Source organism: Flavobacterium sp. GW821-FHT12A05 (assembly GCF_058807735.1).
This window is the reverse complement of record NZ_JBXAQY010000006.1, coordinates 92620-103528: the sequence shown is the minus strand read 5'-3', so window position 1 is coordinate 103528 and position 10909 is coordinate 92620. Positions and strand designations below refer to the sequence as shown.

12 protein-coding genes are annotated in these 10909 nt (G+C 33.5%); 5 read left to right on the top strand and 7 right to left on the bottom strand.

Features of this window, described 5'->3' with window-relative positions; all coding sequences use genetic code 11:
* Positions 1 to 794 (top strand): hypothetical protein (locus tag AC1RRQ_RS14785; RefSeq protein WP_493023801.1); only part of this gene is annotated, 794 nt, incomplete at its 5' end.
* 34 nt (positions 795 to 828) lie between these two features.
* Here the strand turns inward: AC1RRQ_RS14785 and AC1RRQ_RS14780 are convergent.
* Both AC1RRQ_RS14780 and AC1RRQ_RS14775 read right to left on the bottom strand, forming a co-directional pair.
* Positions 829 to 1275, bottom strand: a complete 447-nt coding sequence (locus AC1RRQ_RS14780; RefSeq protein ID WP_493023800.1) for a hypothetical protein — start codon at positions 1273 to 1275, stop codon at positions 829 to 831.
* 127 nt (positions 1276 to 1402) lie between these two features.
* A complete protein-coding gene (locus tag AC1RRQ_RS14775; protein ID WP_493023799.1) occupies positions 1403 to 2362 on the bottom strand; it encodes an HU domain-containing protein in 960 nt (319 codons plus the stop codon).
* A 238-nt stretch (positions 2363 to 2600) separates the two neighbouring features.
* Here AC1RRQ_RS14775 and dprA point away from each other — a divergent pair, with 238 nt between their 5' ends.
* Positions 2601 to 3701: a DNA-processing protein DprA gene (gene dprA, locus AC1RRQ_RS14770; protein WP_493023798.1), complete on the top strand. Its 1101-nt coding sequence runs from the start codon at positions 2601 to 2603 to the stop codon at positions 3699 to 3701.
* A gap of 510 nt (positions 3702 to 4211) precedes the next feature.
* Here the strand turns inward: dprA and trpS are convergent.
* Positions 4212 to 5186, bottom strand: a complete 975-nt coding sequence (gene trpS / locus AC1RRQ_RS14765) for a tryptophan--tRNA ligase (protein ID WP_493023797.1) — start codon at positions 5184 to 5186, stop codon at positions 4212 to 4214.
* Between the two features lie 292 nt (positions 5187 to 5478).
* On the opposite strand from trpS, the gene AC1RRQ_RS14760 reads away from it, so the two are divergent.
* From AC1RRQ_RS14760 to AC1RRQ_RS14750, 3 genes are all read left to right on the top strand, one after another.
* Complete coding sequence (locus AC1RRQ_RS14760) at positions 5479 to 5856, top strand: GxxExxY protein (protein WP_493023796.1); 378 nt, start codon at positions 5479 to 5481, stop codon at positions 5854 to 5856.
* Positions 5857 to 5998: 142 nt separating this feature from the next.
* Positions 5999 to 6754 carry a lysophospholipid acyltransferase family protein gene (locus AC1RRQ_RS14755; protein WP_493023795.1) on the top strand — a complete coding sequence of 252 codons (756 nt, stop codon included), beginning with the start codon at positions 5999 to 6001 and terminating at the stop codon, positions 6752 to 6754.
* Positions 6755 to 7063: 309 nt separating this feature from the next.
* The gene (locus AC1RRQ_RS14750) at positions 7064 to 7207 is read left to right on the top strand and encodes a hypothetical protein (protein WP_493023794.1); all 144 of its coding nucleotides are present in this window, start codon (positions 7064 to 7066) and stop codon (positions 7205 to 7207) included.
* 108 nt (positions 7208 to 7315) lie between these two features.
* Here the strand turns inward: AC1RRQ_RS14750 and recA are convergent, their stop codons facing one another.
* From recA to AC1RRQ_RS14730, 4 genes are all read right to left on the bottom strand, one after another.
* The gene (gene recA / locus AC1RRQ_RS14745; RefSeq protein WP_053474356.1) at positions 7316 to 8323 is read right to left on the bottom strand and encodes a recombinase RecA; all 1008 of its coding nucleotides are present in this window, start codon (positions 8321 to 8323) and stop codon (positions 7316 to 7318) included.
* Positions 8324 to 8486: 163 nt separating this feature from the next.
* Positions 8487 to 8996: an acyl-CoA thioesterase gene (locus tag AC1RRQ_RS14740; RefSeq protein ID WP_493023793.1), complete on the bottom strand. Its 510-nt coding sequence runs from the start codon at positions 8994 to 8996 to the stop codon at positions 8487 to 8489.
* A 132-nt stretch (positions 8997 to 9128) separates the two neighbouring features.
* The gene (locus tag AC1RRQ_RS14735) at positions 9129 to 9512 is read right to left on the bottom strand and encodes a DoxX family protein (RefSeq protein ID WP_493023792.1); all 384 of its coding nucleotides are present in this window, start codon (positions 9510 to 9512) and stop codon (positions 9129 to 9131) included.
* A 7-nt stretch (positions 9513 to 9519) separates the two neighbouring features.
* A complete protein-coding gene (locus AC1RRQ_RS14730) occupies positions 9520 to 10668 on the bottom strand; it encodes a DNA polymerase III subunit (RefSeq protein ID WP_493023791.1) in 1149 nt (382 codons plus the stop codon).
* Positions 10669 to 10909 lie beyond the last annotated feature (241 nt).

Genomic DNA, 10909 nt, shown 5'->3' with positions numbered 1-10909 from the left:
AATTTACTATAAAAACATTATGTAAAATAGGAATTATGAAAAAGCTCATATACATCACATTAGTTATTTTTTCTGTCACAAATGTCTCGGGTCAGGAACTTAAAAAAGAATATCAAAAGTTTATTCAAACCTTTATCGATAACGTAAAAGGGGATAAGAAAGAAGAAATTGCAAAGATCATTTCCTATCCGTTGAATAGAGAAAGTCCGATACCGGCGATTAAGAATAAAACAGAATTTGTAAAGCGATATTCTGAAATTTTTGATGCCGATTTGAAGAAAGAAATACTATCGTCAAAACCCGATAAAGACTGGTCAGAAATGGGCTGGCGAGGTATTATGCTTAATCAGGGCACAGTTTGGATGGATTCTGATGGGAAACTAACCGCGATCAATTATCAGTCGAAATATGAGAAAGATTTTAAATCAAAACTTATCACGGCTCAAAAAAGTACTATTCATTCCAGCATTGCCAGTTTTAAAGATCCGGTTTGTGTTTTAGAAACCACAAAATTTAGAATTAGAATAGATGATTTGGGAAATAACAATTATCGTTATGCCTCTTGGCCAATTAAAAAGAAGATGACTGAAAAGCCTGATTTGATTATAACAAACGGTAAATTTATTGCCGATGGAACGGGGGGAAATCATAGTTACGAATTCAAAAAAGGGAATTACGTTTACGAATGTTCCATTATAGTTTTGGGAGAAAAAAGCGCACCTCCTGCAAAATTAGCAATAACACAGGACGGAAAACAAATTCTGAATCAGAACGCCAAAATTGTTTCACGATAAACAAAAAGCCAATTCAAGTGAATTGGCTTTGTTATTAATTTGCAGACATTGCGTTTTCGAGTTCTTTTTCCTGCGTTATTTGCTTTAATTTTAATTTTTGGACCTGGAGTTCATTTTCTTTTATTTTAACTCTCTGCTTCTGTATTTTTTCATCAGTAAGGGAAGAGGATCCAATTTTGTTTTCCATTTTTTGGTTGTCAAGCTCCAGTTTGCTTATTTTCTCTTTAGTAGCTTTCAGATTGTTTTCGGCTTTATTGAGATTTTTCTTTTTTTTATTTTCTTCGTTCTGTTGTTTTTTTAGCTCTGAAATTCTATCATCAAGCTTTTTATGAGTTTCTTGTGAAGCTTTTTTGGCTTCTTTTTCAGCCTTTTTTAATTCTAATTGTTGTGTTTTTTGGTCTGTTATAATCTGTTGTGCAAAAAAGAATTGCGAGTTCATCATGAACAACAGTAAAGCGATTGTTTTTAAAGTTTTATGCATCTTTTTTTTAATTTAATTAAAAACGAAATTAAATGATGCCGTGTTTTAAAACATCCACATAAAATTTTAAAAATGACAGAATAAGACAAAAAAAAGCCTATTCGGTTAGAATAGGATTTTTAAGGTTTTATAGATTTTCGACTAAGATCCACGCATCTGGATTTTCGCCTTTCTGAATTTCTTTTTGTGCTTTTTCAGCTTCATTCATTGTGGCATAACTTCCGTATAAAACAGGGAATAATCCATGTTTGTTTTCGCCTAGCATTCTGGCTTTGTAGCCATCTTTAATTAACTGGTTATACGCTTTTTTTGCATTTGCTTCGCTTCTAAAAGCACCCGCCATGATATGATAAGGCATTAGTTTTTCGGCTGTTTCTACTTTTGCTGAATCAACTGCAAGAGTAACAGCCGGCATAGGATTTTGAATTACAAAAGTTGCTTCCTGAATTTTGTTTTGAACTTTTTTCTGAACATTGCCTTCAACAACAAGTGTTTGAGCCGCAATTTGATTTTGATATAACGGATATCCAATACTTCCGGTAATTCCAAGACCAAGTACAAAAATAGCAGCGTATCTTAAGAAAGAACCAGATGATCTTGGTTCGTCATTTTCATATAATGCAACAGGTTCTCTTTCTATTTGCTCGATTTTTTTCTCGAACATTTCTTTTTTCACCAAAGGAGAAACAAAAGGAGCCAGTCCAAAAGAAGTCGCTAAATAGTTGGTTTGATCGTTTGGTGTAAAAACAATATTGTTTTCAGAATTTAAACGAAGTTCACCAATATTTTTTAGGCTGATTACACCATTTTCTTCCAATGCTTGTCTCCAGGTTTGTACCTCAAAAGCAATAGCGCTTACAGCAAAACCGTAAGACGTATTTTCGGCCTGAGCAACATGATTTGCCAGAAGTCCGTCATTGTTTTTCAAACGACTGTTGAAAGAAATCATTTTTTTGGGTGGAAAAAACGAATTTGTGCTTTCATTCAGCTGAGCTGACTGAATTTCGGTTAAAAATGCTCCAAACCCAGGAACCGTTACACACTGATAACGATACAATAACTGCGAGATGTATACTTCGATTTTCATAGTAGCAAAGTTATGTAATGAATATAGTTATCAAAATTTTATTCACAATTTTTATTCACAATTCTGATATTTTTACAGATAATTAATTTTCAGTATTTTAATCATCATCTTATTAGTTTTTTAAAATTTATAATAGCACAAAATTATATATTTATTAAGAAATTACTTTATTTTAACCATATTTGCAGGATTAATTTATTAGAATTTTAAATTCTATTTTACATAATATTTTTAGGAGATGTCAGATCAGGAATTATTTAATTTATTGGCCTTAATGAAAGTGGATGGAGTGGGAGATATTATGGCTAAAAAGTTGTTGAATCATTGCGGAAATGCTGAAGCAATTTTTAAATCGAAAACCAATCAATTGGCTGTAATTGATGGAATTGGATCTGTTTTATTGAAGAATTTGAAAGACAAAAATATCTTTGAAAAAGCCAATCAGGAATTTGAATTTATTAGAAAAAATAATATCGATGTTTCTTTTTTTCAGGATGAAAATTATCCGGATCGCTTAAAACATTGTATAGATTCGCCGGTTTTGCTTTTTTCTGGCGGCAATATCGATTTGAAAAATAGAAAAATAATTAGTATTGTAGGCACCCGTCAGATTACTTCATACGGAACAGAATTCTGTCGAAAACTAATTGAAGATCTGGCCCCTCTTGATCCTGTAATTGTAAGTGGTTTTGCCTACGGAGTTGATATTGTGGCACATCAATTGGCGATGGAATATAACTTGCAGACTATTGGCGTTTTGGCACACGGATTAAACCAGATTTATCCGCGCACGCACAAAAAGTATATGGCTAAGATGGAAGAAAACGGCGGTTTCATTACGGAATTTTGGAGCTCGACAAGTCCTGATAAAGAAAACTTTGTTCGCAGAAACCGAATTGTTGCCGGAATCAGCGAAGCAACTATTGTCATTGAATCTGCCGATAAAGGCGGATCGCTCATAACAGCCAATTTAGCAAACGATTATAACAGAGATGTTTTTGCTGTGCCGGGCAGAGTAACAGATCGATACAGTCAGGGCTGTAATGATTTAATTAAAACGCAGAAAGCAAATGTATTAACCAGCGCCGCCGATTTAATTTATGTTTTGAATTGGGATATTGATAAGAAACCCAAAACCATTCAAAAACAATTGTTTATAGAACTTGAACCCGATGAACAGAAGATTTACGATTTCCTTTTAAAGAACGGAAAAGAACTCTTGGACATCATTGCTTTAGAATGTGATTTACCCATTTTTAGAATTTCAGGAACGCTTTTAAATATGGAACTGAAAGGGATTATCAGACCTTTGCCCGGGAAAATGTTTGAAGCTGTTTAATTATAAAATCAACGTAAAATTAATCTTTATGAGACTTGACAATATTTATAAAAAATAGAAGTAAAGATGCTATAGAGCCCATTAGAGCAACTGCAAAGTTTTCTAAAGACATTAAAATAAGAATTAATATAATAAGCTCAAAATGAGCTAAAGAAAGATAATAATTGGTTTTTCGTTTTAGAAGAAAAACAATAAAATATCCAACGATAAAAAGGCATTGTGACAAGCTAAAAACAAGCGCATTTAAAGCTTCATTAGAAATACTGTAGGCCCATCCAACAGTTTTGTTTATTCCAATTGATGAGACATTTCCAAATAAAAAACCAAGTATATATCCAAATCCAAAAAGCGATATTAGGAGAAGAAATATGTATTTAGTAAATATTTGTCTCATGGAAAAATGGAATGAAAGGGTATAATGGTACTTATAACTTGACTGAGCATTAGTATGTTGCGTTTAAAAAAGAAACCCAAGAGGTTTTTAAAACCTCTTGGGTTTAGTATGATAAATTAGTTCTCAAATCCAAGAACTGTTCTCACTTTTGCTAAAACGCCATCAGCAATAATTGAAGCTTTTGCAGCGCCTTTTTTTAATAAAGCATTTACTTCGTCAGGGTTGTTCATGTAGTAAGTATATCTTTCTCTTTCGGTTTTGAATTTTTCTGTAATCAATTCAAAAAGAGCTTGTTTTGCATGACCGTAACCGTAATTTCCGCCAAGATAATTCGCTCTCATTTCGGCAATTTGAGCTTCATTTGCTAATAAAGAATAAATTGCAAAAGCATTACAAGTATCTGGGTTTTTTGGATCTTCAAGCGGTGTGCTGTCTGTTTCAATACTCATAACCTGCTTGCGTAGCACTTTATCATCAAGGAAAATATTGATAATATTATTAGCAGATTTACTCATTTTTCCGCCGTTAGTTCCTGGAATCAATTTACTGTCTTCCTGAATTTTAGCTTCTGGAATTACAAATGTTTCTCCCATTTGGTGGTTAAAACGAGATGCAACATCACGCGTAATTTCTAAATGCTGCAATTGGTCTTTTCCAACCGGAACAAACTCTGCATCATAAAGTAAAATATCGGCAGCCATTAACATCGGATAAGTAAAAAGTCCGGCATTAACATCGTCTAAACGATCGGCTTTGTCTTTGAAAGAATGAGCGAGAGTTAAGCGCTGGAACGGAAAAAAACAGCTTAAATACCAAGTCAATTCGGCAGTTTGAATCACATCAGATTGTCTGTAGAAAGTTACTTTATCAGGATTTAAACCACAAGCAAGCCAGGCAGCGGCAGTGCTGTAAGTGTTTTCTCTTAATGTTTTACCATCTTTAATTTGTGTAATCGAATGTAAATCAGCAATAAACAAAAAAGATTCATTTGCAGGATCATTCGATAATTCAATTGCAGGGATAATCGCTCCCAATAAATTGCCTAAATGCGGCGTTCCAGTACTCTGAACACCAGTAAGTATTTTTGCCATTCTAGTTTTTCTTATTCTTTGAGCTACAAAGGTCGTGATGTTTTTTTTAACCGCAAAGTTTGAAAGTTTCTTTGGCAGCTTTTAACACAAAGTTTGGAAAGTTTCTTGTGTGTTTTCTAACGCAAAGCGAGCAAAGGTTTTTAGCGAAGAAAAGAAGTTTATTTGCTTTGAGATTTGCTTTGCAATAAGTTCGCAAAGCTTTGTCTATAAAGATTAATATTTTTAAAAGTTTTAGACTTAAGATTATTGTGTTTAATTATAAGAATATATTTATAAATTTGGTGTTTTTAATATGACAGAAAACGAAATATCAAATATTATAATTGGAATTGCTATTGAAATTCATAAAAAACTTGGTCCGGGTTTATTAGAGAATGTTTATAAAGAATGCTTGTTTTATAAAATTAAGCAGAGAGGATTTCTAGTAGAAAAAGAGAAAGCTTTACCATTAGTTTTTGAAGAAGTGAAGCTTGATTGTGGATACCGAATTGATTTGCTTGTAGAAAACAAGTTTTTAATCGAAATAAAAACTGTAGAATCACTCACTGTTAACCATTTGGCACAAACTTTAACTTATTTAAAACTAGGAAATTATAAACTAGGCTTACTCGTAAATTTCAATGAAAGCCTCTTGAAAAACGGAATAAGAAGAGTCGTAAACAACTTATAGATAAAGCTTTGCGAACTTATTGCAAAGCAAATCTCAAAAAATAACTTCTTTTCTCTGCGAAAAACCTTTGCGCGCTTTGTGTTAAAAACTGAACCCTAAAATTCTTTATAAAATTCACTTCGGTTTTCTTACATTTGAAACCATGAAAGGATTAAAGATTGTTTTTTGGATTATTTGGCGCATTTGGTTCTATATTTTAATGGCGGTTCCAATATTAATTATGCTGCCGTTTTTGCTTGTTTCTATTATCTCTGAAAGGGGATATCCCTATTTCTTTAAAATGGCTCGCATTTGGGCTAAATTCATCCTTTTTGGCATGGGTTTCTATTACAAAGTGAAACGCGAACAAAAGCTGATTAAAAAGAAAAGCTATATGATCGTGGCTAATCATACCTCAATGACAGATATTATGCTGATGCTGGCGATAATAAAAAATCCTTTTGTTTTTGTGGGAAAGAAAGAGCTGGTGAAGATTCCGCTATTTGGATTTTTCTATAAAAGAACCTGCATTTTAGTAGACAGAAATTCATCAAAAAGTAAAAACGAAGTTTTCAAAAGAGCGCAGGATCGCTTAAGCCAAGGTTTAAGTATTTGTATTTTTCCTGAAGGAGGGGTTCCTGATGATGAATCTATTTTGCTGGATGAGTTTAAAGATGGGGCTTTTAGACTTGCCATAGAACATCAAATTCCAATTGTTCCAATCGTTTTTGCTGATAATAAAGAAAGATTCTCGTATACTTTTTTAAGCGGAAGTCCCGGAAAAATGCGAGGTAAAATTTTGCCTTTTATAGAAACAAGCGGTCTGACATTAGACCACAGAAAAGAACTTCGAGATACCGTTAGACAATTGATTTATAAAACTTTACTCGAGTTTAAAAAGAAAGATTTAAAAGAGTAATTAAAATACTAAACCCGACAAAATTTCAAAAAATTTGTCGGGTTTTCTTTTGAAATAAAAACCCCCTTTTATTCAAAAAGTTTATCTATGTATTATTTTTTCGGAGATAAATCGTAGTACTTTTTTAAATTTTAATTTGGTTTTTCTTCGGTTTTTATTCAACAACACTTCTATTTTCTCTTTCATGGTTAAAATATTATAAGGTTGGTAATAAAGAGTTTAAAAAAAGTAAACTCAAGTTAATGTCATATCTTATAAGATTGTTGAAAATGAAAAAGGTTGCGTTGAACTTCGAAAAAAAATAAAAGAATGGTGATAAAAAATCCGTTAGTTCAGGAAACTAACGGACTTTTGTCGAATCAACCAACCAAATTTATTCTAAAAAACGTCGAAGTGGGTATTTATGGCAATACCAGCAAATCATGTCTCTTTTTAGTAGATGAACATTTTTAAAAAAGGTTGCGTCATTTTTTTTATTTTTTTTGAAAATAAAAAACCCAACAACTTTTAGGCTGTTGGGTTTGTATATAAAGTATTGATTTTTAAATACTTTTAGGAGTTTTAAGCATCAGCTAATTCTTTAATGTGAGCTTTAATTTTCACTTCTAATTCATCAGCTAATTCAGGATTGTCTTTAATTAACGCTTTTACAGCATCACGACCTTGTCCTAATTTTGTATCTCCGTAGCTAAACCAAGATCCTGCTTTTTTAACGATTTCAAATTCAACCGCTAAGTCAAGAATTTCACCTGTTTTAGAAACTCCTTCTCCGTACATAATGTCAAATTCGGCAGTTTTAAAAGGCGGTGCTACTTTGTTTTTAACGATTTTAACTTTGGTTCTGTTTCCAATTACGTTTTCGCCATCTTTAATTTGAGAAGAACGACGAATATCTAAACGAACAGAAGCATAGAATTTTAATGCGTTACCACCCGTTGTTGTTTCAGGGTTTCCAAACATAACACCAATTTTTTCACGTAATTGGTTGATGAAGAAAACAGTACAATTTGTTTTGCTGATTGTTCCGGTTAATTTTCTTAAAGCCTGAGACATTAAACGTGCGTGAAGACCCATTTTAGAATCTCCCATTTCACCTTCGATTTCACTTTTTGGTGTTAAAGCGGCAACAGAGTCAATTACAACAATGTCTATAGCCCCAGAACGAATTAAGTTTTCGGCAATTTCTAATGCCTGCTCTCCATTGTCTGGCTGCGAGATAATTAAGTTTTCGATATCTACGCCTAATTTTTCAGCATAGTTTCTATCAAAAGCATGCTCCGCATCAATAAATGCTGCAATTCCGCCCGCTTTTTGAGCTTCCGCAATAGCATGTAATGTTAATGTAGTTTTACCAGACGATTCCGGCCCGTATATTTCAATAATTCTTCCTTTTGGATATCCATTTACCCCAAGGGCTAAATCAACGCCAAGTGAGCCAGAAGAAATCGTTTCTACTTCCACAATGGCTCTGTCGCCCATTTTCATTACGGTTCCTTTTCCGTAGGTTTTGTCAAGTTTATCAAGCGTTAACTGTAACGCCTTTAATTTGGCTTCTTTGTCTGAACTCATCTTTTTCTTAAATTATCTAAATTGTTATTTTTAGCTTTCAAAATAAAAATCAAAAGAAGGAAAGATCTTTCGGGTTTTATTTGACAGATTTGTAATTGTGTAAAAATACTTCTTTTTTTTAAGTCTCAATGTGGCAAATTGTTCCAAATTGTCACAAATTTCACTATAAAAATAAAGCCTTTAATTCGGTAGCATCTGCAGGTTTTATTTTCCCCGCAAGCAGTAAACTCAACTGTTTACGACGTAAAGCTGCTTCAAAACGCTGTGTTTCAAGTTCAGTTTCGGGTATAATTGCCGGAACTTCAACCGGTCTTCCGGTATCGTCAACAGCTACAAAAGTGTAAATTGCTTCGTTTGCTTTTGTTCTGTTTCCAGATTCGCGGTCTTCTACCCAAACGTCTATAAAAACTTCCATAGAACTTTTGAATGATCTTGAGACTTTTGCCTCAACAGTAACCACGCTGCCCAAAGAAATTGCTCTGTTGAAAGCTACGTGATTGACAGATGCCGTAACCACAATTCGGCGTGAATGTCTGCGGGCTGCAATACTTGCTGCGCGATCCATTCGGGCTAATAATTCGCCGCCAAAAAGATTGTTTAAAGGATTAGTTTCGCTTGGCAAAACTAAATCAGTTAATATTGTTAGGGATTCTGAAGGGTGTTTTGGATTCATTTTTTTAATGTAAAATTTATTTTTTTGTCCGCTATGCGGACGTTTTTTTTGCTGCTCCCGATAACTATCGGGATAAAATGATTTCAATGATTTTTTTAAATCTTTTTAATCTGTGAAATCAGTGGCATATTTTTAATTCAACCAATAAACTGCCATTACAGCAGGGATAAAATAAATAACAATGGTTCTTGCTCCATCGTAATCTTTGGCTAATCGTTGTCCGAAAAGCATCATTAACAAACAAATACAAGAAAATACAGCGCCGTAAAAACCATATTCGCGGCCACTGTTTGTTAACAATTGTATAGCGCCTACAACGCATAAAACTCCAGAAATTAATTCTAAAATTAATAAGTGAAGTAAAGCAAGCGGCACCTGATTTTTTAATGGTGTTTTGGCAAAATGTCCTTTAAGCCATTCGACATTATCTTTCCAATAAAAAATCTTTTCATAGCCTGATTGTAAAAAGGTTAAGGCTAAAAAGGCTAATAATAAAATAGAGGCAACATTATTCATTTGAGGACTATTTTTTATGAATTAAACGAGTCAGTTTTATAGATAAATCGGTTAAGATTATTTTTGCATTTCCGTTTCTTTCAATGTGATACATCGCATCTGAAAGTTCTTTGAAAATTTCGTGAATGTTGTTTCCGTTTACGAAAGGCGCAAAATTTTCGAGTTTAAACTTTTCTACTTTTGGCTCGATATAAACTAAGCTTGGCGCTTGATAATTCAGCAAAAGTGCCTGACGGAACATTTCGATACAAAACTGTATAAATTTTTTCTGGCTTTCGCGTCCAAGTGAAGCAATTTCTTCGCTCCAGGAAATTAAATCCTGAATAGCCGAGGCATTTCCTTTTGCTCTAAAAGCGGCACGAACCCAATTGACAAACCATTGCTCGAATGGATATTCAGAATCGTCTTCTTTTAGCAAATGAAGCGCTTTACTAAAATTTCCCTGTGCTTGATGGGCAATTTTTTTAGCCAGATTTGCGTCTATATTTTCTTGAGAAACCAATGCATCTGCAATTACTTTTTCCGGAAGTCCGTTAAAGTGAATTACCTGACAGCGTGAACGTATGGTTTGTATGATATCTTCTTCGTTTTCGGAAATCAGAATAAAAATAGTTTTATCCGATGGTTCTTCGAGGAGTTTTAAAAGTTTGTTTGATGCGGCGATATTCATTTTATCGGCCATCCAGATAATCATGATTTTATAACCGCCTTCATAAGCTTTCAGCGAAAGCGATTTTAAAACTTCGGTTGCATCTTCGACTCTGATTTCGCCCTGCTTATTTTGTACGCCTAAAACTTTGTACCAGTCAAATAATCCGCCGTAAGGCATTTCCTGAATAAATGTTCGCCAATCCTGAATAAAGTCTAAACTTTTGGGTTTGGTTTTAACATCTTCGGTAGTTACGGTTGGGTAAATAAAGTGGAGATCCGGATGCGAAATGTTTTGAAATTTCAAATTACAGGAATCGTTCCCGTTTTCATTTTCGTTTCCGGTATTATTACACAAAATGTACTGCGCATAAGCAATTGCTGTAGATAATGTACCGCTTCCTTCTGGCCCAATAAATAATTGCGCATGCGGAATTCGCCCGGAAGAGGCACTTTTTATCAAGTGACTTTTGATGTAATCCTGACCTAAAATTTGTGAAAATTGCATGAAGCAAAGATAGAAGAAAATGATGTAGTCAAAAATTTTCGATTAAAAGATTATCGGCTGCATTTCATTTCTGTGATTATGATTGATTTTTGCTAAAAACTTTGCTGTATGTTAACCAACTTTTGTTAATAAATTAGTTGACGCGAGTAGATATCAAGACTTTTTTGTTAATATTTTTTTGCTCAAAACGGTAAACGTATGCTTTTTTTGGCTATTTATTAATTAAAACGACTGTTTTTTT

Excerpts from the sequence above, each read along its gene's own strand:
- AC1RRQ_RS14735 (WP_493023792.1), bottom strand. The coding sequence starts at position 9,512 with ATGAATAATGTTGCCTCTATTTTATTATTAGCCTTTTTAGCCTTAACC.
- AC1RRQ_RS14740 (WP_493023793.1), bottom strand. The coding sequence starts at position 8,996 with ATGAATCCAAAACACCCTTCAGAATCCCTAACAATATTAACTGATTTA.
- trpS (WP_493023797.1), bottom strand. The coding sequence starts at position 5,186 with ATGGCAAAAATACTTACTGGTGTTCAGAGTACTGGAACGCCGCATTTA.
- AC1RRQ_RS14775 (WP_493023799.1), bottom strand. The coding sequence starts at position 2,362 with ATGAAAATCGAAGTATACATCTCGCAGTTATTGTATCGTTATCAGTGT.
- AC1RRQ_RS14750 (WP_493023794.1), top strand. The coding sequence starts at position 7,064 with ATGGTGATAAAAAATCCGTTAGTTCAGGAAACTAACGGACTTTTGTCG.
- AC1RRQ_RS14760 (WP_493023796.1), top strand. The coding sequence starts at position 5,479 with ATGACAGAAAACGAAATATCAAATATTATAATTGGAATTGCTATTGAA.
- AC1RRQ_RS14730 (WP_493023791.1), bottom strand. The coding sequence starts at position 10,668 with ATGCAATTTTCACAAATTTTAGGTCAGGATTACATCAAAAGTCACTTG.
- dprA (WP_493023798.1), top strand. The coding sequence starts at position 2,601 with ATGTCAGATCAGGAATTATTTAATTTATTGGCCTTAATGAAAGTGGAT.
- AC1RRQ_RS14780 (WP_493023800.1), bottom strand. The coding sequence starts at position 1,275 with ATGCATAAAACTTTAAAAACAATCGCTTTACTGTTGTTCATGATGAAC.
- recA (WP_053474356.1), bottom strand. The coding sequence starts at position 8,323 with ATGAGTTCAGACAAAGAAGCCAAATTAAAGGCGTTACAGTTAACGCTT.
- AC1RRQ_RS14755 (WP_493023795.1), top strand. The coding sequence starts at position 5,999 with ATGAAAGGATTAAAGATTGTTTTTTGGATTATTTGGCGCATTTGGTTC.